This is a genomic window from Novosphingobium sp. BL-A-41-Hi4A-0G, assembly GCF_055521735.1.
This window is the reverse complement of sequence record NZ_CM145501.1, coordinates 255,430-275,136: the sequence shown is the minus strand read 5'-3', so window position 1 is coordinate 275,136 and position 19,707 is coordinate 255,430. Positions and strand designations below refer to the sequence as shown.

Genomic DNA, 19,707 nt, shown 5'->3' with positions numbered 1-19,707 from the left:
GGCTGCGCCGCGAGCGCGACATCTCTGCGTCTCCTCTTCTTCTCCGCGTCTCTGCGTGAAACCTTTTACCCCAACCCTGCCGCAATCGCGGCCCAATAGGTCACCCCTGCCGCCGCGTAGGCCAGCGCGAAGAGGTAGGCGAGCATGAAGGACGGCCATTTCCAGCCATTGGTCTCGCGCCGGGCGACCGCGATGGTCGAAAGGCACTGCGGGGCGAAAACGAACCATGCGAGGAAGGCGAGCGCCATCGGCAGGGTCCAGCGTGACTTGAGCTGGTCGCCCAGAGCCACGGCGGCCTGATCCTCGTCGTCGCTGGCGCTGACCGCGTAAGTCGTGGCGAGCGAGCTCACGGCGACTTCGCGCGCGGCCATGGCCGGGATGATCGCAAGGCTCATGTCGCGGTTAAAGCCGATGGGCTGGAGTACGACCGACAGGCCATTGGCGAGCGTTCCCGCGACCGAGGCGTTGATCTGGTCCTGCCCCGGCTCGGCACGCGGGAAGTTGAGCAGTATCCACAGCGCGATGGTGACAGTGAAGATCATCGTGCCGGCGCGGCGCAGGAAGATCCATGCGCGCTGCCAAAGGCCGAGGGCCAGATCCTTGACCGTGGGTAGCTGGTACTTGGGCAGTTCCATGATGAAGCCCGAAGCCGCACCCTTGGTTACCGAGCGGCGCAGGACCAGCGCAACGACCATCGCGCCGATGATTCCGGCGACATAGAGGCAGAACAGGACGAGGCCTTGAAGGCCAATGCCGGGGCCGACGCGGTTATTCGGGATGAACGCCGCGATGATCACCGCATAGACCGGCAGGCGGGCCGAGCAGGTCATCATGGGCGCAATCAGGATCGTGGTCAGCCGGTCCTTGGGATCGGTGATCGAGCGCGTCGCCATGATGCCCGGAATCGCGCAGGCAAAGCTCGACAGCAGCGGGATGAAGCTGCGACCCGAAAGGCCGACGCCCGCCATCATGCGGTCCATCAGGAAGGCGGCGCGGGCCATGTATCCGGTCGCCTCCATCGTCAGGATGAAGAAGAACAGAATGATGATCTGCGGAAGGAAAACGAGGACCGAGCCGACGCCCGCGATCACGCCATCGGTGAGCAGGTCACGCGCGAGGCTCGGCGGAATGGCAGCCTTGGCCAGATCGCCGAGCGCCGAGACGCCACCGTCGATCGCGTCGGCAAAGGGGGTGGCCCAGCTGAACACGGCCTGGAAGACGATGAACAGGAACGCGAACAGGATCGGCGGCCCGGCCCAGGGGTGGAGCAGAACCTTGTCCATGCGCGCGTGGATGCGGTGCCTGGCGGTTTCGGAAAGGATCGCCCCGCTCGCCATCTGGTGAGCGAGCATGCGACGTTCGGGCAGGGTGACGTGCGGACGCGGCAACGGCTGCGCGGCTTCCGAACGGTCTCGCGCTTCGGCAATGGCGGCAGCGAGTTCGGTGAGGCCGCGACGGCGGACGGCGACGGTCTGGATCACCGGCACGCCCAGCGCGGTCTGCAACGCGGCGGGATCGAGGACGAGGCCATCACGCTCGGCCAGATCGACCATGTTGAGCGCGACGACAGTGGGTCGCCCAAGTTCGAGCACTTCCTGCGCGAAGACGAGGTGCTGTTCGAGGTTCGAGCTGTCGAGCACGAGGACGATGACGTCGGGCTTGGCCTGCCCCGCCTGCTCGCCCATGATGACCTTGCGGGTCACTTCCTCGTCGGGACTGGTGGAATCGAGGCCGTAGGAGCCGGGCAGGTCAACCAGTTCGACCGGCTCGCCCGAGGGGAGCAGCAGGCGGCCCACCTTGCGCTCCACGGTGACGCCGGGATAGTTGGCGATCTTCTGGCGCGCGCCGGTCAGCGCGTTGAACAGCGCGCTCTTGCCCGCGTTGGGGTTGCCGACCAGCGCGGCGACGGTGGGCATCCTGCTCATGCTACTGCTTCGGCAACCGGTTCGACCGTCATGGCGAGCGCGTGGACGCGGCGGATGGCGACGGTCATGCGGCCGATCTCCACTGCCAGCGGATCGCGGCCGGCAAACACCCCGCGATAGGCGAGCGTCACCCGCGCGCCTTCATCAAGGCCGAGCGCGCGCAAGCGCTGCGCCTCTTCCGCGACGAGCGCGGACCAATCGACCGAAGCGATTCGGGCAGGTGTTCCGATGGGGAGCTGATCGAGCGTCACCCGTTCCCGCTGCCATAGCGGCGAAGCATTTGCAAGTCATTCGCAATAGAATTGCGCTGGATCAAAAATCAGGTTGATGGTCGACCGTCGCGGACACCTCCCACCCCCCGTCATCCCGGCGAAGGCCGGGATCCATTACGCCGACGGCCGGCCCCGCCGAAAGGTAGTGGGCCCCGGCCTGCGCCGGGGCGACGTGGAGAAGGGGTAACGTCTCGTCTGCCAGTTTAAGCTGCCGGATAGCGCAACCGCCCGAGCATTCTTGTAAGCGAGAAGGTTTCCTCACGGGGCCTGGTCAGCTTGGCCTTGGCCTTTTCGAACTGCATCACGTTCTCGATGCGGCGGTCGAGGAAGGTGCGGGTGTCTTGGTGGCCGTCACTGGTGTCCTGCGCAAAGTAGGCCAGGGTAGCCGCGTAGATCGAGCCGAGCGTCAGGCGCTTGGTGTAGTGGTTGTAATCGGTCGCGACATCGCCTGCGAGCCGCCACATGGCGTCGGCACTCGACCAGCCGAGGCGGGTGGAGGCGCGCAGGTTCTGCGGCATTGCCATGATGGTGAGCGCGCGGCGCAGCGCCTCTTCCTTGCCGTTGAGCGCATCGAGACGGAACTGGACGAGGCAGCGGATGCGTTCGCGGATCGGCAGGTTGCCGAGCTGCTCCATCGGCAGCGCCTCTGCCATGTCGGCATTGATGCGGGCAATCCAGGCCGAGATCATCTGCATCGGTCCGTCCTGGAACGCGAAGGCGGCAAGCGCAGGGTCCACGCCTTCCATCGCCGCGGCGGCGGTGACCGCGGCAGGCTTCCACCCGTCAAACGCGGCGGCCTCGGCAATAGCCGAGGCGAGGCGGAGGCGCAGGGCTTCGAGGCTGGTGTCATCGGTCATTGCTTGCACGCCACTATCAGAACGAGGGACCGTAGGTCTTCTTGGCACCTGTAGCCTTGGCTTCCTTGGAGGCCTTTTCCAGTTCGCCGAGCACCGGGCTGCCCTTGTCGAGCGCAGCATAATCGCGCGCGGAGCGGCCCGAATTGTCCGGGCGATCAGGGTTGGCCCCGGCCTTGATCAGCATCCGCACCATCGCGAGATCCTTGCGGTGGACGGCGCTGATCAGCGGGGTTTCACCGGTGTTGTTGGCCTCGTCGATGCGGGCGCCGGACTTGATCAGTTCATCGACGCCTTCGAGGAAACCCATCTCGCAAGCGAGGACCAGCGGGGTAACGCCGCGATTGTCGCGCGCGTTGACGTTGGCGCCCTTGGCGATGAGGAACTGGACCCAGACGAGATCGCGGCGGGCGACGACGATGTGCAGGCCGGTCTGTCCGGTGGTGTAGTCCTTGGTGTTGACGATCTGGGTGCCGGGCTCGTTCAGGGCCTCGGTGACCTTGTCACCCTCCTTCTTGCGGACGGCTTCTAGGAATTTGTAGCTGTCGGAAAACTGGGCGTGGGCCGGAACGGCCATGGCCGTGGCGAGCAGCATGGCCATTGCGATGAGCGGCCTGCGCTTGTTCGACAGCATTCTATCCTCCTGTTGCGTGCCCCATAAGCCTATGCGGCTCAAGGACTCGCCTCTTGCAAGGTGACGGTTAGCAGAGCATGAACCGCCGCGCCATGGCCCTCACTTTCAGATCGATCCTCGCCGCGCTCGCCGCAACCTGCACTTTCGCGCTTGGTGGGTGCAACTTCGCGCCTGCCGAGAAGCCGCCGCTCGAAGGCGCATCCATCGGCGGCGACTTTGCACTCACAGGCAAGGATGGCCAAGCGGTGAAGTGGAGCGACTTTGCGGGCAAGTACCGCGTGGTCTATTTCGGCTATACGTTCTGCCCCGACGTCTGCCCGCTCGACATGCAGAACATCGCGCAAGGTTTGCGGCTGTTCCGCAAGGAGCACGCCGATGCCAAGCCGATCGTGCCGATCTTCATCACGATTGATCCCGAGCGCGATACCGCGCAAGTCGTCGGCAAGTATGCCGCAAATTTCGGCAAGGACGTGGTCGGGTTGACGGGCACCCCTGCGCAGATCGCGGATGTGACGAAGAAGTGGGCGGTCTATTATGCCAAGCGCGATGACGGAAAGCCTGAGGCCTACCTGATGGACCACAGCCGCGCCGCCTATCTCATGGGGCCGGACGGCGAAGCCATCGCACTGCTGCCTGCCGAGCAGGACGGCAAGGCCGTCGCCGCCGAACTGGCAAAGTGGGTGAATTGACGCAAGACCGCTTCTGGGAACGGCCGGTGGCGACACTCAGCCGCGAGCAGTGGGAAGCGCTGTGCGACGGCTGCGGCAAGTGCTGCCTGCACAAGCTGGAGGACGAGGACACCGGCGAGGTGATCCATACCAACGTGGCGTGCAAGCTGCTCGACCTGCGCACCGCGCGCTGCAGCGACTACAAGCACCGCCGTGCCTATGTGCCCGATTGCCTGAGGCTGACGCCCAAACTGGCGCGCGAACTGCCATGGCTGCCAGATACTTGCGCCTACCGCCTGCGCGCCGAGAACAAGCCTCTGCCCAACTGGCACTACCTCGTTTCGGGCGACCGCGATTCTGTGCATCGCGCGGGCCAGTCGGTGGTCGGCAAGGCGGTGAGCGAGACGCTGGCGGGGCCTCTGGAAGACCACATCGTTCCTTCGGACCACTTCGATGACTAGGGGCATGCTCGACTGGCTGCGGCGCGCCGATACGCGGGCCAAGGAGACCCCAGCCCCGCGTGCGGTTTCGCGCCGGACGCTGATGGTCGAAGGGCGCGAGTTGCCGCTGGTGATCCGCAAGCTCGGCCATGCGCGGCGGATGACGCTGCGGCTGGCACCAGATGGCAGCGAGGCGCGCGTCTCGATCCCGGCGTGGGGCCGCGTGGGCGATGCCGAGGCTTTTGCGCGCGACCGGGCGGACTGGCTGGCGGGACAGCTTGCCCGCCTGCCCGAACCACGCACCATCGCGCCGGATGCTACCCTGCCCTTCCGGGGCGAGGTGCTGCAGATCACATGGTCCGCAAAGGCGAGGCGCAAGCCAGTGGTCGAGGACGGACGGTTGATCGTGGGCGGGCCGGTCGAGGGACTGAGTGCCCGGTTGCAGCGCTGGCTGGAGGCCGAAGCGCTCGCGCTTTGCGGGCAGGATCTGGCGCACTACTGCGCAAAGGCCGGTGAAGCGATGCCGCGCCTCTCGCTGTCGCGTGCGCAGCGCCGCTGGGGCAGCTGCGCGGCGGACGGATCGATCCGGATGAACTGGCGGCTGATCATGGCACCCGATTTCGTGCGCCGCTCGGTCGTGGCGCACGAGGTTGCGCACATACGCCACTTCGATCACAGCCCCGCCTTCCACACCCATCTCGGCACTCTGTTCGAGGGCGAGATCGGTGCGGCCAATCGCTGGCTCAAGCGGCACGGGCGCAGTCTCTATGCGCCGTTCGGTTGACGGGTAGCGAAACGGGGCGGCTGGCCCTATCTAGGCGAGCATGAGAGCTTTCTTCCGCAACGTATCCCCGCGCCGGGCCATCGTCGATTTCTGGCAGGTGTTCACCGCGCCGAGCGATTATCGCCGGGTCGGGCTGCTGCTGGCGGCGGCGGTGACGGGCACGCTGTTCACCGCAATGGCCATGGAGGGCGGCACCGCCCTGCCCCGCCCGCCCGAGATCATCTACTTCCCGAGCTTCCTCGAAAACCGCAGCGACGCCGAGATTCTCGCCGAGAACAAGGCGGCCTCTGCCAAGGCCCGTGCCGAGGCAGTCGAGGAAGAAGCGCGTCAGGAGCGCGTCCGTCAGATGTACAAGGCCGTGGGCGATGCCACCGGGGTCGAGACCAAGCGCGCATACGAGGAAGGCAAGGCCGAACGCGAGGCGTACCGCAAGAAGGTGGAAGCCGCGCGCAAGGAAGTGCTCGACAAGCACATGGTCGACAATCCCGTGTTCGATGCCGAGATGAAGAAAGCCCCGAACGGCGCGCAATGAGCAGGGCGGACGACCTGCGCTGGCTTGATGCGGCAGGCGCGCTGGCTGCACGCGGGCGTCCGCTGAGCAGGCCCAATCCGGCGGTGGGCGCGGTGATCGTCAAGGACGGCGTGGTCGTCGGACGCGGGTGGACTCAGGCCGGAGGGCGGCCTCATGCCGAGGCCGGAGCACTGGCGCAGGCAGGCGACGCTGCGCGCGGGGGCACGCTTTACGTGACGCTGGAGCCCTGTGCCCATGCGAGCACGCGCGGTCCTTCGTGCACCTCGCTGGTACTGGCGAGCGGCCTTGCCCGCGTGGTGATCGGCGTGGAAGATCCGGACCCGCGCACGGCGGGGAGCGGCATTGCAGCGATGCACGAAGCGGGGATCGCAGCGGAGCTTGTGCCTTCCCCTGCGGCGCGGACTTCGCTGGCGGGATACCTGACGCGGACGACACTGGGGCGGCCCCATGTGACGCTGAAGCTGGCAACTTCGCTCGACGGGAAGATCGCCCTTGCGGATGGGTCGAGCCAGTGGATTACCGGGCCTGAGGCACGGGCGCATTGCCACGTCGAACGCGCGCGGGTCGATGCAATTCTGGTGGGCAGCGGAACCATGCGTGCCGATGCCCCCCGGCTGGACGTGCGGCTGCCGGGACTGGAACAGCGCAGTCCGCAGCGGCTGGTGCTGACGCGAGGGGACGCGCCTGAGGGCTGGAGGGGCGTGGCGGATATCGCTGCGCCGGGAGCCTTTGGAGATGCGCAATACCTGTTCGTCGAGGGCGGTGCGCAGGCAGCTGCCAGCTTCGTCGCCGCCGACATGGTTGACCGGCTGCTGATCTATCGCGCGCCGATCATCGTGGGTGATGGGCTGCCGTGCATCGGCGACATCGGTCTTGGTTTGCTGGCCGACGCGCATGGGCGATGGCGGCATGTGGACCGTCGGACGCTTGGCAGCGATGCGCTCGACGTCTACGAGCGCTTGCGCTGAAGGAGATTTGATATGTTCACCGGGATCGTCACCGAAATCGGCAACATCCTCGCCATCGAGGACAAGGGCGACCGCCACATCACGATTTCGTGCGCGATGGACCCGGCGAAGATCGCGGTCGGCGCGTCGATTGCCTGCTCGGGCGTGTGCCTGACGGTCGTCGACAAGGGCGGCGTCGCGGGGGAAGGCTGGTTCGCGGTGGACGTTTCGGGCGAGACGGTGAGCCGCACTGCGCCGGAGCAGTGGATTGTGGGCGCGCCCTTGAACCTCGAACCCGCGCTCAAGCTGGGTGACGAACTGGGCGGCCATATCGTGACCGGTCATGTCGATGCAGTGGGCGAAGTGGTGAAGGTAACGCAGGTCGGCGCATCGTGGCAGTACATCGTCGCCGCGCCCAAGGAACTTGCCCCATTCATCGCACCCAAGGGCTCGATCACGGTGGACGGCGTTTCGCTGACAGTGAACGAAGTGGCCGATCAGGCCGATGGCAGCTGCCACTTCATGCTCAACATCATCCCGCACACCGCTGAAGTCACGACACTCGGCACGCTGGTGGCGGGGCGCAAGGTCAACCTCGAGATCGACGTGCTGGCGCGCTATCTGAAGCGGATGCAGAGTCTGGCAGCGCAAGGGTGATGCCCACCCCGCTGCGACTAAACTCGCCTTCGGCTCATTAAGTCTCGCGGCCCTCCCGCCTGCGGGAGGGCAAGGATCACTGCCTGCTTCTCCCCTCCTGCAGGCGGGAGGGGTCGGGGGTGGGCCTTTTCAAGCGCAGTCGAGCACGATCTGGAATAACTGCTCCGGCTGATCGCCCATCACGTTGTGACTGGCTTCGGCCTCGTGGTATTCCCAGGCCGGATCATCCTGCACCCGGTCGCGGAATTGCGGGAAGGGTGACGGGCTCCAGCTATTGGCGAAGACATAGACGTGGCGAGGGATCTTCGCCTCTTCGCCGGTGAAGCGCACGGCTTCGAGCAGCGTCAGCAGCGGGTGATCGGACAGCACGGGGCTTTCGAGGCCGGGCAGCGGCGAGACTGCGCCGGGCTTGTGCTTCTGGCTGCCGACGTAGTGGTTGTGCTCCCACTCGCCGGTCAGGTCCCACAAGGACTGGCCGTCGCGCGGCAGGAAAGCATCGACATAGACGATGGCGTCAATCCGGGCACCCAAGCGCGTTGCGACGCCGGTGATGACCATGCCTCCCCACGAATGGCCGACGAGGACGAAGCGCTCAAAACCGGCCTCGGCGATCTGGGCGCAGACGTCGTCGATGTGGGTCGTGAGCGTAATGCCGGGATGGAATTCAGCCTTGCGACGGCCCAGGCCGGTGAGGTCGGCGGCGAGGACGCGGTGTCCGGCAGCGGTGAGATCAGCCTTGAGGCGATCCCACGCGAAGCTGCAGCCCCATGCGCCGTGGACAAGAACGAAATCGGTCATGCGCCGATACCGTGCTTCTTGTTGTAGCCGTGAATCCATTCGAGCGTCTTGGTCAGGCCACCGAAGGGATAGAAGTGCAGGCGGACCTTGCCGTGCTGGGGCCCGAGGCCACGCGCGAAGGCATCGACCAGTTTGTCCGGCCCGGCGGTGCCGAGCAGGTTCGTGACCGAGATGCCGTACTTCTTGAGCACCGAGGTCGACGCGCCGACACCGCAGCGGGCGGCAAAGGCGAGCAGGCGCTTGATTCCAGCGGGGCCGGGGACGCCGATGCGGACGGGCGCGTCGATGCCGCGCGCGCGCAGTTCGAGCAGCCAGGCGAGGAAAGCATCGGGATCGAACCCGAACTGGGTGACGATCAGCGGGGCCATGCCGCGCGCGGTGATGTCTGCCACCTTCTTTTCAAGGACCGCCCAGCACTCGGCCTCCGTCATGTTCGGATGGCCTTCCGGGTGTCCGCCGATGCCGATGGCCTTGATGCCCGAGCGCTCGAACGCGCCGGTGGCGATCAGGGCGGAAGTGTCGAAATAGGGGCCGACCGGCTCTGGCGGATCGCCTGCGACGATGAAGCAGCGCGTCACGCCAGCCTTTTCGACCACGGCGCGAAGGTAGCCTTCGAAATCGTCCTCGGAGGTGATGCGGCGGGCGGAAAAATGGGGCATCGGCTCGAAGCCGAGTTCGCGCACCGCGATCGTGGCGGCAACGCGGGCGCCAACGTCCTCGCCGGGGAGGAAGGTGACGGCAACGGGGGTTTCGGCCGGGATGAGCGGGGCGGCATCGCGCAGCGAGGCTTCGTCCTTGGCGGTCATCTCCAGCGAGAAGCCATCCGTGATCCCGTCGGGCGTCTTGTCCCAATTGGGATGGATGATCGATGCCTTTGCCATGTTCGGGATCCTCTGAAGTTCATGCCGAACGCCCGGCCGCCGTTCTGGCGGTCCGGGCGATACGGTGGTTTGCCTCAGCGCGCGGTGCGCCAGCCTTCGGCATAGTTTTCGCGAGCGACGCGGCTGTAGGGGACCGGCGAGACGATCGCGCGGACCTCGATCTGCTTGTGCGGCTCGACGGTGGTCTTGCGGGTGCCGCCGTTCTCTTCGCCCCACACTACACGCAGTTCGGTGCCGACCGGGATTTCCGGATCAATCGTGGCGAGGCTGAGCGCCTGCTTCTCGTTGTAGGAGTAGCCGGTGAACATCGAGAAGCCGACGGTCTTGCCGCCTGCATCGACGACGCGGTCGTAGTTGGACGAGGCGTAGTTCGCGAGCGGGGTGTCAAAGAACTTGTACTGGTCACCATCGGGGTTGAATAGCGAGGCCATGATCTTGGCCATGTCCTCGGGGTTCCAGGCGAGCGTCACCTTCTTGCGCTGTTCGGCGGGGTTCAGGGCTTCAAGCGCCTCGCGGCCATGGAAGTCATGGTCGAACTTGACGAAGTTGCCGTAACCCAGTTCCCACGGGTTGAGGTAGTAGTCTTCGATGTTGTCGGAGACGAACGATCCGCCGATCGAACCGGTCGCTTCGTAGCTGTCAGCCGCCAGCCATTCGCGGAAGCCCTTAAGCTTTTCGCCGGTGTAGATCGCGGGCAGCGGCGAGGGGATCCAGCCGGATTCGAGCGTGTTCGAAGGATAAGCGCGGCTGCCGCAAGCGATCAGGCCGAATTCCTTGCCGGCTTCCAGAATGGCGGCGCGGATTTCTTCCTGCTCGGCATAGGGGCCCCAGATTTCGAGGCCCGGCGCGCCCGACATGCCGTGGCGCAGCGTGCGAACGGTCTTGCCGGCGATGTTCATGGTGCTCATGTTGAAGAACTTGAGCTGTTCGAGCGGGCCGCCGTGCAGCTTCTCGATCACGTTCCAGGCCTGCGGACCCTGGATCTGGAAGCGCCATTCCTTGCGGGTGACGGGCTTGCCCATCGGGCGCATCGGCGAACGGTCGTCCAGCTCGATCTCGACATCGTAACCGCCAGTCGCGCCGTGGTAGCGCAGCCAGTTCGAAGCGGGCGCGCGACCGACGTAAGTGAAGGATTCTTCTTCTTCCCAGAAGATGATGCCGTCACCGATGACGTGACCATAAGGCGTGGTCGGCACGTACTGCTTGGCCTTGTTGACCGTCCAGCCCTTCGAGCTGTTGATCATGGTATCGGACAGCAGCTTGGCTGCGTCCTTACCGCGGATATAGAGGTTCACCATGTGGTGCGACTGGTCGAACAGGACGGCGCTGTGCTGCCATGCCCACTGCTCCGAACGCCAGTTCGAGAATTCCGGTGCGACAACCGGATAGACGTATGCGCCCAGTTGCGAGTTGCGCAGCATGTCGACGACGTTGCCGTTCTGCTGGATTACCTCTTCGAGGTTCTTTGCCATGTGAAACTCTCCCGACTTGAAATGGCAGGGTTGAAAAACTTGTATGCAACACATACAATCTCCTTCGAGATTCGCAATGGGAAATGTTGCGCCCGATGAGCGCCACCCCTAACGCGACAACGACGGGAGAGATTTTGATGAGCGCATCGCTGATTTTGACGCTGTCATGCGAGGACAAGCCGGGGATCGTGGCCCGAGTGACGGGCAATCTTTACGAGGCCGGTGGCAACATCAGCGAGGCGCAGCAATTCGATGATTCGCTGAGCGGCAATTTCTTCATGCGTGTGGTGTTCGATCCGGGCGAAGGTTCGGTCGAGCATTTCCGCGCAGCATTTGCCCCGGTGGCCGAGCATTACGGCATGAACTGGAACATTCGCGACACCGCAGTGAAGCGTAAGGTGATCCTGATGGTCAGCAAGTTCGACCATTGCCTTGGCGATCTGCTCTACCGCACGCGCATCGGGGAACTGCCGATGGACGTCGTGGCGATCCTCGGCAACCATCCCAAGGAAGCGCTGAATATCTCGCTGATCGGCGACATGCCCTATTACCACCTGCCGATCACCAAGGACACAAAGCCGCAGCAGGAAGCCGAAGTGAAACGCATCGTCACCGAGACGGGCGCGGAACTGGTGGTGCTGGCGCGCTACATGCAGATCCTCTCGGACGATCTGGCATCGTTCCTTTCGGGCCGCTGCATCAACATCCACCACTCGTTCCTGCCGAGCTTCAAGGGCGCCAAGCCCTATCATCAGGCACATGCGCGCGGTGTGAAGATGATCGGTGCGACCGGCCATTACGTGACGGCCGACCTCGACGAAGGTCCGATCATCCATCAGGACGTGGAAACCGTGACCCACGCCGACAGCCCCGAAGATCTCGTGCGCAAGGGCCGCGACGTGGAGCGCCGCGTGCTTGCCGAAGCGGTGCGCCTGCACCTGGAAGACCGCGCGCTCGTGAACGGCAACAAGACCGTCGTGTTCAAGAGCTGACGCTTTGATGCGTTGAATTCAGGCGGCGGCGGGAGCACCATGCTTTCGCCGCCGTTTTGCTGCGGGAGAGAGACAATGCACGTCAACGCGCTGGACCATGTCAACATCATCACCGACCGTCTCGACGAGACGGCGGAGTTCTACAGGTCACTGCTGGGGCTGGAGCGGCGTGATGGCCCGCCACCCCTGACCCCGCAGAACGCGCAATGGATGTACGATGCGGGCGGCAAGGCGATAATCCACATAAACGCGGTCGACTGCCCGCGCGCCTATGACCGCGAGGTGCAGCCGGGATCGCTGACCGGAGCGATCCATCACGTGGCGCTGAACTGTTCAGGCTATGACGAGACGCTGCGGCGGATCGGCGCGATGGGGCTCGACTGCCAGACCAACCTCGTCGCAGCGATCGGTCTGCGGCAAATCTTTACCGCAGACCCGAACAACGTGCTGCTGGAACTGAACTTCTTCGGGGATTAGGCCGGGATCGCCGCTTCCAGCGCGTCAGCCAGCTCCACAGGCTTGGACAGGTAGGGGCTGTGATCGGCCTCAAGCGTGACCACATTTGCCCCCGGCGACATCGCGATCATGCGCCGCTGGCTTTCAATCGGGATCGTGCGGTCGAGCGTGCATTCGACATAGGTGCGCGGCAAGCTGCCCCAACGCCAGGGCGTCACCACGATCTTTTCGGAGCGCGGTGCATGGGGTTCGGCCATCAGCCTTGCCATGGCCGCTTCGACCAGATCAGGCGGCGAGACTTGTGCAAAGACCGGCGCAGCATTCGCAGTTTCGATCACGGTGGCGATGCCTCCGTGGACCTTTGAGATGATCGCGTCGAAGGCCGGGTTCGGACCTTCGGTTTCCTTGAACTCCGCCCGGCTCATACCGGCAGGCAGCATCATCGCGCAAATATAGACGATGGCATCGATCGCGGAGGGATCGCGCTCTGCCGCAGTGGATACGACCAGACCGCCGCGGGAGTGTCCGGCAAGGACGACCGGGCCAACGCCTCGCGCCTTCAGCTCGCGACAATGCTGCGCAGCAAATTCACCCCAACCCTCAAGCGTGACGGCCGCCATTTCCTCCGCCGTGCCGCCCATCCCGGGCAGCGTCGGCGCGACAACGGTGTGGCCGCGCCCGCGCAGGATTTCGGCGACGGGATCAAAGCACCACCCGCCGTGCCAGGAACCATGGATCAGAACGAACCCTGCCATCAGCGCACGTGCCCCGACCATGTGCGCAGGCCCGGCGCGGTGCGGTCCTCGCTCTTAAGGGCTTCGGCGACGGCGGGGCGTGCGGTGACGCGATCACGCCATTCGATGAGGCGAGGTGCGCGCTTGGCCACGTCCATTTCCGGGAACATGCGTTCAACCATCATGCCGCAGTGCGAATAGAAGTTGATGTCGGCCAGCGTGTAGGTGTCGCCGGCCAGCCATTGCGTTGACCCGAGCTGCTTCTCGACCTTGTCGATGGCATATTCGATCTTGGCGGTGGCGTTGGCGAGGTCTGCTTCGGAGAAGCCCGAGCGCGCCGTGGCCCACTTCTTGCGCTGGTCCGGCAGCGGAATGCTTTCGAGCAGCTTCTCGAACTCCCCGCTCTCGATGTTGCGCGCGATCACGCCGACCATGCGATGCCAGCCGTGCATCGAGACGTAGTTCATCACGTGCTCGTCGATGAACTTGTTCCAGTAGCGCATCCGCGCCGCGCCGACTGGATCGCGCGGACGCAACGGGGCATCGGCAGGCTGGGCGTCGGGGAAGGCATCCTCGAGGTATTCGTTGATCACCGTGGTGTGGGTGATGATCGTGCCGTCATGGTCAAGCACGGGGACCTGACCCTCAGGATTGATTGCGGTGAACCAAGGCTGGTGTTGCTCGAACTTGTGCAGGTCGACGTAGATGCTCTCGTAGGCGAGGCCCTTTTCCTTGAGCGGGACCATAGACTTCAATGAGTTCGCCAGCGGTTCGGCGTGGTAGTATTTCAGGGCCATCGTTTCAGACTCGCATAGTGCCGAGCATGCCGCCGTCCACCGCCCAACTCTGGGCTGTGACGTGGCTGGCGGCGTCGGAAAGAAGGAAGGCGGCGACATTCGCCACTTCGTCGGAGGAGCCAGTGCGGCCCTGCGGCACGGCCTTGGCCATCTGCGAGGCGGCCTCGGGCGGCAGGCCATCGAGCATCGGCGTTTCGATCAGGCCGGGCAGGATGCAGTTGCAGCGCACGCCGAACTCGGCTGCCTCGTTGGCCACTGCGCGCGACAGGCCAAGGACCGCGTGCTTGCTGGCGACATAGCCCGCGTTCATCGGCAACCCGCGCTCGCTCGCAAGGCTGCCGGTGACGAGGATCGCGCCCCGCCCGCGCTGCTTCATCGTCGGAAGCACGTGCTGGATCGCCCAGAACACCGACTTCAGGTTGACCGCCATGACCGCATCGAAAGCTTCGTCGGTATAGTCCTCGACGGGAGAGAACATGCCGCCGATCCCGGCGTTGAGGAACAGGCCGTCGATCGGGCCATTGGCTGTGATCGCATGATCGAGCGCGGCGTGGAGCGCGGCCTTGTCGGCAACGTCGGCGGCGGCGAACGCCGTTGCGCCGCCGAGTTCGCGGACTGCCTGTTCGAGCAGGTCGGCGCGGCGAGCGATGAGCATGACGCGGGCACCGGCCTTCGCGCAGGCCGTGGCGGTAGCGCGGCCGATGCCGGTAGAGGCACCGGTGATGACAACGTGCTTGTCGGTCAGATCGGTCACGCTTGCCTCGGTGCGATGAATTCGGCCCAGATCCGGGCCTCCTTGCTGTCGTGGCCTTCGGGCGACCATTGGCGCTGCATGATCGCGCGCGCTTCCGGTTCGGAGAGGCCGCGATGGTCGCGGTTGTAGCGGTAGAAGAAGGCCGAGACGCGCCAGTTCATGATGCAATGGACGTGGACCGGCTTCGGACCCTGCTCCACCGCCTTCACGAATGCGGCGAAATGATCTTCGCCAGGCGCATCGAACGGCACGGGGATGTGGGTATAGGCGATGCCTTGCGCGGCGAGTTTCTCCCCTTCCCCGGCCAGAGCCTCGGGATGGGTTTCGAGCGCGAGGTTGACGACATGCGAGACGCCGAGATCGGCGAGGCGCATGACGTCCTTGTCCTCGATCCGGCCCGACGTGGTTGTCTGCGCGTCCAGCCTCTGCCAGGCGCGGATATCGTCGGGATCGGGCATTGCCTGTTCCTTCGGGTCAGGTCCGTTGGCCGCGCTCAGGCCAGACCGAGCACGCGGGCCGCGTTGTCCTTCATGATGCCGGGCAGAACCTCGTCCTTGAAGCCGACCTGCCGCGCGGCATCGAGCCACTTCTGCGGGTGGATCAGCGGGAAGTCGGAGCCGAACAGCATCTTCTTGCGCAACTGCGTGTTGGCATACTGGATGATCTGCGGCTGGAAGTACTTCGGCGACCAGCCAGAGAGGTCGATGAACACGTTGTCCTTGTGCAGCGCCATCGACAGGCTTTCATCAACCCACGGCCACGAGGGGTGCGCGAGAATGATCTTCATGTCGGGAAAATCGACCGCGACATCGTCGACCAGCATCGGCTGGCCATACTTGAGGCGAACGCCACCGCCGCCGCGCATCCCGGTGCCCATGCCTGAGTGGCCGGTGTGGAAGATCGCCGGCAGCTTGTATTCGTTGATCACTTCATAGATCGGGTAGCCGACCTGGCTGGCCGGCTCGATGTTCTGCATGATGTGATGGAACTTGAAGCCCTTGACCCCATGGTTTTCGATCAGATCGCGCGCTTCGCGGGCGCCCATCTTGCCCTTGTGCGGATCGATCGAGGCAAAGGGGATGCAGATGTCATTGTTCTTGTTCGCGATTTCGGCAATCTCGTAGTTCGAGACGCGCTTGGCACCGATGCCGCTCTCGCAATCGACGGTGAACATGCAGAAGGCGATCTGCTGTTCGCGATAGATCTCGATGATCTCGGGCATCTTGGGCCGCTCGCGCGGGGCCTTGAAATAGGCCGATGCCGCATCGAAGTACTTGCCCATTACCGGGTCTTCCGGATCATGGCACGAGACCTCGGCATGGACGTGGACGTCGATCGCCTTGATCTTGGACAGGTCGATGGGCACCGAAACATTCCTTCAAATTGCGGGCGGCTTGCGCAGCGCGCCGACCCAAGTTGCACCGTCACCCCCTGAACTTGTTTAGCATGACGGAGCGGGTTTATTCAGACCGAGGCCCTCCCCCTCAAGGGAGAGGGCCAGCGGTTGTCAGACCAGCGCGTCCTTCTTGACGGTGATCACCTGGCTGTAGGTGAACTCCTTCAGGCCTTCGATGCCGTATTCCGCACCGAAGCCCGACTGCTTGTGGCCGCCGAAAGGTGCGAAGGGCGAAAGGTGAAGGAACTCGTTGATCCAGACTGTGCCAGTTTCGAGCTGCTCCGCAATCTTCACGCCGCGATCGGTGTCCTTGGTCCAGACCGCGCCGGCAAGGCCGTAGTCCGAGTTGTTGGCGCGCGCGATGACTTCGTCGTCGCTCGAGAACTTCATCAGCGGCATGACCGGGCCGAACTGCTCTTCGGCCACAATGCGCGCGTCTTCGGGCGGATTGTCTAGGATCGTGATCGGCACATAGTAGCCGGTGCCCGAAGGATCGACATCGCCGCCAACGAGGAACTTGTAGCCGTTGGCCTTGGCATCCTCGATCAGTTCGCAGACGCGTTCGAACTGCTTCTTGTTCTGGATCGGACCGACGCCGGTGCCCTGCTCCGAACCATCGCCGACCTTCACGGTCTTCGCGTACTCGGCGATGGCCGCGCTCATCTCGTCATAGATATCCTCGTGGATATAGACGCGCTTGGCGGCGACGCAGATCTGACCGGCATTGGTGAAGCTCGACCAGAACAGCTGTTCGGCAACCTTGGAAACATCGGCATCGGGCAGGACGATCGAGGCATCGTTGCCGCCCAGTTCCAGCGTGATGCGCTTGAGGTCCTTCGAAGCGCCTTCCATGATGCGCTTGCCGGTGGCGGTCGAGCCGGTGAAGGTGATCTTGTCGATGTCCGGATGCGAAGTCATCATCGGGCCGAGCGCATCTTCGCCGGTGATAATGTTGACGACGCCTGCCGGCACGATGTCCTTGATCAGTTCGGCGAACTTGAGCGTGGTCAGCGGCGTGAACGGCGAGGGCTTGAGCACGATCGTGCAGCCCGACAGGATGGCCGGGGCGATCTTCTGGACTGCCATGAGCAACGGGAAGTTCCACGGCACGATACCCGCAACCACGCCCACCGGCACGCGGCGCGTACGGCTCAGGCGTTCATCGCTGTCTTCGTTGATCGTCTCTTCCAGCGTCAGCGTGGACTGGGCGTTCATCATGCCTGCACAAGCGCCGATCTCATGCTGCGCCTGATGGTGCGGCTTGCCCTGTTCGCTGGTGAGCAGGCGGTAGAGTTCCTCGAAGTTCGCTTCGATGGCCGAGGCCATGGCGCGGATCACGGCGCGGCGGTCATCGACCGGGGTCTTCGACCAGGTCTTGAACGCGGCGCGCGCGGCGGCAACGGCACGGTCAAGTTCGGCAGCGCCGCAGGCGGGTACGGAACCGATGACCTGCTCGTTGGCGGGGTTTACGACATCCAGCGAAGACTCGGTGGTTACCAGCTCGCCGTTGATGAGATTGGGGTAAAGATGCGTCACGAATCTCTCCACTCAGTTATGATTGCTATCTGATATAGCATTCGAGTTAGCGGGCTTCCAGTGCCTTGTCCTCGTTCGCCCGCTTGATCAGGTAATGGCGGATGTTGTCCGCGTCCTCGGGCTTCAGGGCCGACTTGAACGAGACCATGCCATTGTGCTGCAACGCGCCTTCGATCACCACCGAGCGGATTGCTTCGGGGGCATTGAGGGCCGCCGAATGGCGCAGGTCAGGGTTCACGCCACCTGCAACCGCCGCGTCACCATGGCAGACATTGCAATAGCGACCGTAGAGTTCGCCGCCGGCCTTGGCCTGTTCGGGCGTACCAGTGAACGGTGGCGGATCGAGCACCATCTTGGCCATCGGCGGCGCGGCCGGCAAGGTGGCCTTGCCACCGAGCTTGAACACGACGAGGCGGCTGATGTTGCGCTGCTTCTTGGCCTTGTGGGCGAGCACGCCGGTGGCAACGTCCCAGACGCCACCCCAGCCGACCATGACCGCGACGTACTGTTCTCCGTCGATGGAATAGGTCATCGGCGCGGCAAGAATGCCGCTCTGCGCCGGGAACGACCAGAGCTGCTTGCCCTTGTCGGCGCTGTAGGCCACGAAATCGCCGCCTGCGGTGCCCTGGAACACGAGGTTGCCCGCGGTCGAGAGAATGCCGCCGTTGGACGGGCTCGGCAGTTCAACCTTCCACGCGGCCTTGCGAGCCACCGGGTCCCAGGCGACGAGCGTGCCCGTGGTCGCCTTCATCGCTTCGGCCTGAACCTTGGCGTCAGCGGGCATCGAGGTCACGTAGCCATCGAGGCCGGTCTGGAAACCGATGTCGGTCGCCTTCCAATCCTTGGCAGCGGCATAGGGGAATGCTGCATTGTTGACGGGCAGATAAAGCAGGCCGGTCTTCGGGCTGAAGCTCTGCGGCTGCCATGAGTGCGCTCCGACCGCGCCCGGAAGGCTGACGAACGGCGCGCCCTTTTCGTAACGGGCAGCAGGGTTGATCGTGGCCTTGCCGGTGTTGGGATCGATGCCGGTGGCCCAGTTGACCATCACGAACGGCGTGGCCGAAATGAACTGGCCGGTCTTGGCATCGAGCACATAGACATGGCCGTTCTTCGGCGCATGCAGCACGACATGGCGCTGCTGGCCTCCGATGCTGAGGTCAGCCAGCGTGATCTGTTGCGCCGAGTCGAAGTCCCAGCGGTCTTCCGGAGTTTCCTGGAAGTGCCAGGCGTATTCGCCGGTATCGGCATTCACCGCTACGATCGACGAGGTGTAGAGGCTGTCGCCCTCGCGGCCTGCAGCCGCAGGGTTCCACGGCTCGGCGTTGCCGGTACCGAACAGGACGAGGTTGGTGGTGGGATCGTAGGTGATCGAATCCCACACGGTGCCGCCACCGCCCAGCTTCCACCATTCGCCGGCCCAGGTCTTGGCGGCGTTTTCCATGGCCTTGTTCTCGAAGCCATCGGCGGGGTTGCCCGGGACGGTGTGGAACTTCCAAACTTCGTTGCCGGTGTTGACGTCGTATGCGGCGATGTAGCCGCGAGCCTTGTACTCCGAACCGCCGCTGCCGATCAGGACCTTGCCCTTCACCACGCGAGGAGCGCCGGTGATGGTATAGTCCTGCTGGTTGGGGACGACGACCTTGGACCAGACGGGCTTGCCGGTCTTCTGGTCAAGCGCGACCAGGCGGCCGTCGAGCGTGCCGACGAAGACCTTGTCGCCATAGAGCGCAACGCCACGGTTGACCGCATCGCAGCACGCGCGAACAAGCGTTTCGCGCGGCACTTCAGGATCGTAGGACCACTTGAGCGCGCCAGTCTTTGCATCGAACGCCTTCACCATCGACCATGCGGTCGAGATGTAGAGCGTGCCATCGTGCATCAGCGGGGTGGATTCCTGCCCGCGTGCGGTTTCGAGGTCGTGGAACCAGGCAAGGCCAAGCTGGCCGACGTTGCTGTCGTTGATCTGGGTGAGCGGGGAGAAGCGCTGCTCGCCATAGTCACGCCCGTAGCTGAGCCACTCGCCATCGGGCACCTGCGCGATCATCGCATCGGTGACGCCTGCCGTAGCGACGCCAGCGGCGCCGCCCTCGCTCTTGATGTTGCATGCCGCCAGCGGCAGCAACGCAGCCATCAGACCCAAGACCTTCAATCGCATATCCAGTTCTCTCCCCACTGCCC

At 64.4% G+C, this 19,707-nt stretch carries 22 protein-coding genes; 8 read left to right on the top strand and 14 right to left on the bottom strand.

Annotation, left to right across the window (positions count from 1 at the left end):
• Nucleotides 1-65: 65 nt before the first annotated feature.
• The 4 genes from feoB to ACZ1JX_RS01450 form a co-directional block, all read right to left on the bottom strand.
• On the bottom strand, nucleotides 66-1,925 hold the full coding sequence (feoB, locus tag ACZ1JX_RS01465) for a ferrous iron transporter B (protein ID WP_465125063.1): 1,860 nt from the start codon (nucleotides 1,923-1,925) through the stop codon (nucleotides 66-68).
• Entirely contained in the window at nucleotides 1,922-2,176 is a 255-nt protein-coding gene (locus tag ACZ1JX_RS01460) for a FeoA family protein (RefSeq protein ID WP_465125062.1), read from the bottom strand. The genes feoB and ACZ1JX_RS01460 overlap by 4 nt, the downstream gene beginning before the upstream one ends.
• Before the next feature lie 224 nt (nucleotides 2,177-2,400).
• Complete coding sequence (locus ACZ1JX_RS01455; protein WP_465125061.1) at nucleotides 2,401-3,054, bottom strand: COQ9 family protein; 654 nt, start codon at nucleotides 3,052-3,054, stop codon at nucleotides 2,401-2,403.
• A gap of 16 nt (nucleotides 3,055-3,070) precedes the next feature.
• Entirely contained in the window at nucleotides 3,071-3,685 is a 615-nt protein-coding gene (locus ACZ1JX_RS01450; RefSeq protein ID WP_465125060.1) for an ankyrin repeat domain-containing protein, read from the bottom strand.
• Nucleotides 3,686-3,762: 77 nt separating this feature from the next.
• Here ACZ1JX_RS01450 and ACZ1JX_RS01445 point away from each other — a divergent pair, with 77 nt between their 5' ends.
• The 6 genes from ACZ1JX_RS01445 to ACZ1JX_RS01420 are packed head-to-tail and all read left to right on the top strand — an operon-like array spanning nucleotide 3,763 to nucleotide 7,713.
• Nucleotides 3,763-4,374, top strand: a complete 612-nt coding sequence (locus ACZ1JX_RS01445; RefSeq protein ID WP_465125059.1) for an SCO family protein — start codon at nucleotides 3,763-3,765, stop codon at nucleotides 4,372-4,374.
• Nucleotides 4,371-4,814, top strand: coding sequence for a YcgN family cysteine cluster protein (locus tag ACZ1JX_RS01440; protein ID WP_465125058.1), 444 nt, complete (start codon nucleotides 4,371-4,373; stop codon nucleotides 4,812-4,814). Before ACZ1JX_RS01445 ends, ACZ1JX_RS01440 begins: the two co-directional genes overlap by 4 nt.
• A gap of 4 nt (nucleotides 4,815-4,818) precedes the next feature.
• Entirely contained in the window at nucleotides 4,819-5,577 is a 759-nt protein-coding gene (locus ACZ1JX_RS01435) for a M48 family metallopeptidase (protein WP_465126331.1), read from the top strand.
• 40 nt (nucleotides 5,578-5,617) lie between these two features.
• Nucleotides 5,618-6,109, top strand: a complete 492-nt coding sequence (locus ACZ1JX_RS01430) for a hypothetical protein (RefSeq protein WP_465125057.1) — start codon at nucleotides 5,618-5,620, stop codon at nucleotides 6,107-6,109.
• Nucleotides 6,106-7,077 carry a bifunctional diaminohydroxyphosphoribosylaminopyrimidine deaminase/5-amino-6-(5-phosphoribosylamino)uracil reductase RibD gene (ribD, locus tag ACZ1JX_RS01425; RefSeq protein ID WP_465125056.1) on the top strand — a complete coding sequence of 324 codons (972 nt, stop codon included), beginning with the start codon at nucleotides 6,106-6,108 and terminating at the stop codon, nucleotides 7,075-7,077. Before ACZ1JX_RS01430 ends, ribD begins: the two co-directional genes overlap by 4 nt.
• Nucleotides 7,078-7,089: 12 nt before the next feature.
• Nucleotides 7,090-7,713: a riboflavin synthase gene (locus ACZ1JX_RS01420; RefSeq protein WP_465125055.1), complete on the top strand. Its 624-nt coding sequence runs from the start codon at nucleotides 7,090-7,092 to the stop codon at nucleotides 7,711-7,713.
• 129 nt (nucleotides 7,714-7,842) lie between these two features.
• On the opposite strand, the gene ACZ1JX_RS01415 is transcribed toward ACZ1JX_RS01420, so the two are convergent.
• The 3 genes from ACZ1JX_RS01415 to ligM form a co-directional block, all read right to left on the bottom strand.
• Nucleotides 7,843-8,511 (bottom strand): alpha/beta fold hydrolase, encoded by a 669-nt coding sequence (locus ACZ1JX_RS01415; protein WP_465125054.1) that lies wholly within the window; start codon nucleotides 8,509-8,511, stop codon nucleotides 7,843-7,845.
• Nucleotides 8,508-9,392: a methylenetetrahydrofolate reductase gene (locus ACZ1JX_RS01410; protein ID WP_465125053.1), complete on the bottom strand. Its 885-nt coding sequence runs from the start codon at nucleotides 9,390-9,392 to the stop codon at nucleotides 8,508-8,510. Before ACZ1JX_RS01410 ends, ACZ1JX_RS01415 begins: the two co-directional genes overlap by 4 nt.
• A 74-nt stretch (nucleotides 9,393-9,466) precedes the next feature.
• Nucleotides 9,467-10,864 carry a vanillate/3-O-methylgallate O-demethylase gene (gene ligM, locus ACZ1JX_RS01405; protein ID WP_465125052.1) on the bottom strand — a complete coding sequence of 466 codons (1,398 nt, stop codon included), beginning with the start codon at nucleotides 10,862-10,864 and terminating at the stop codon, nucleotides 9,467-9,469.
• A gap of 137 nt (nucleotides 10,865-11,001) precedes the next feature.
• Between ligM and purU the strand changes: the two genes are divergently transcribed.
• Together purU and ACZ1JX_RS01395 are read left to right on the top strand one after the other, a co-directional pair.
• A complete protein-coding gene (gene purU / locus ACZ1JX_RS01400; protein ID WP_465125051.1) occupies nucleotides 11,002-11,856 on the top strand; it encodes a formyltetrahydrofolate deformylase in 855 nt (284 codons plus the stop codon).
• Between the two features lie 75 nt (nucleotides 11,857-11,931).
• Nucleotides 11,932-12,333: a VOC family protein gene (locus ACZ1JX_RS01395; RefSeq protein WP_465125050.1), complete on the top strand. Its 402-nt coding sequence runs from the start codon at nucleotides 11,932-11,934 to the stop codon at nucleotides 12,331-12,333.
• Here ACZ1JX_RS01395 and ACZ1JX_RS01390 read toward each other — a convergent pair.
• The 7 genes from ACZ1JX_RS01390 to ACZ1JX_RS01360 form a co-directional block, all read right to left on the bottom strand.
• Nucleotides 12,330-13,067, bottom strand: coding sequence for an alpha/beta fold hydrolase (locus ACZ1JX_RS01390; RefSeq protein WP_465125049.1), 738 nt, complete (start codon nucleotides 13,065-13,067; stop codon nucleotides 12,330-12,332). The genes ACZ1JX_RS01395 and ACZ1JX_RS01390 overlap by 4 nt on opposite strands.
• Nucleotides 13,067-13,843: a glutathione S-transferase family protein gene (locus ACZ1JX_RS01385; protein ID WP_465125048.1), complete on the bottom strand. Its 777-nt coding sequence runs from the start codon at nucleotides 13,841-13,843 to the stop codon at nucleotides 13,067-13,069. Before ACZ1JX_RS01385 ends, ACZ1JX_RS01390 begins: the two co-directional genes overlap by 1 nt.
• A 4-nt stretch (nucleotides 13,844-13,847) precedes the next feature.
• The gene (locus ACZ1JX_RS01380; RefSeq protein ID WP_465125047.1) at nucleotides 13,848-14,597 is read right to left on the bottom strand and encodes an SDR family NAD(P)-dependent oxidoreductase; all 750 of its coding nucleotides are present in this window, start codon (nucleotides 14,595-14,597) and stop codon (nucleotides 13,848-13,850) included.
• Nucleotides 14,594-15,055, bottom strand: a complete 462-nt coding sequence (locus tag ACZ1JX_RS01375; RefSeq protein ID WP_465125046.1) for a protein tyrosine phosphatase family protein — start codon at nucleotides 15,053-15,055, stop codon at nucleotides 14,594-14,596. Before ACZ1JX_RS01375 ends, ACZ1JX_RS01380 begins: the two co-directional genes overlap by 4 nt.
• Nucleotides 15,056-15,090: 35 nt before the next feature.
• The gene (locus ACZ1JX_RS01370) at nucleotides 15,091-15,963 is read right to left on the bottom strand and encodes an amidohydrolase family protein (RefSeq protein ID WP_465125045.1); all 873 of its coding nucleotides are present in this window, start codon (nucleotides 15,961-15,963) and stop codon (nucleotides 15,091-15,093) included.
• A gap of 141 nt (nucleotides 15,964-16,104) precedes the next feature.
• Entirely contained in the window at nucleotides 16,105-17,529 is a 1,425-nt protein-coding gene (locus ACZ1JX_RS01365; protein ID WP_465125044.1) for an aldehyde dehydrogenase family protein, read from the bottom strand.
• 46 nt (nucleotides 17,530-17,575) lie between these two features.
• Nucleotides 17,576-19,684 carry a PQQ-dependent dehydrogenase, methanol/ethanol family gene (locus ACZ1JX_RS01360; RefSeq protein ID WP_465125043.1) on the bottom strand — a complete coding sequence of 703 codons (2,109 nt, stop codon included), beginning with the start codon at nucleotides 19,682-19,684 and terminating at the stop codon, nucleotides 17,576-17,578.
• Nucleotides 19,685-19,707 lie beyond the last annotated feature (23 nt).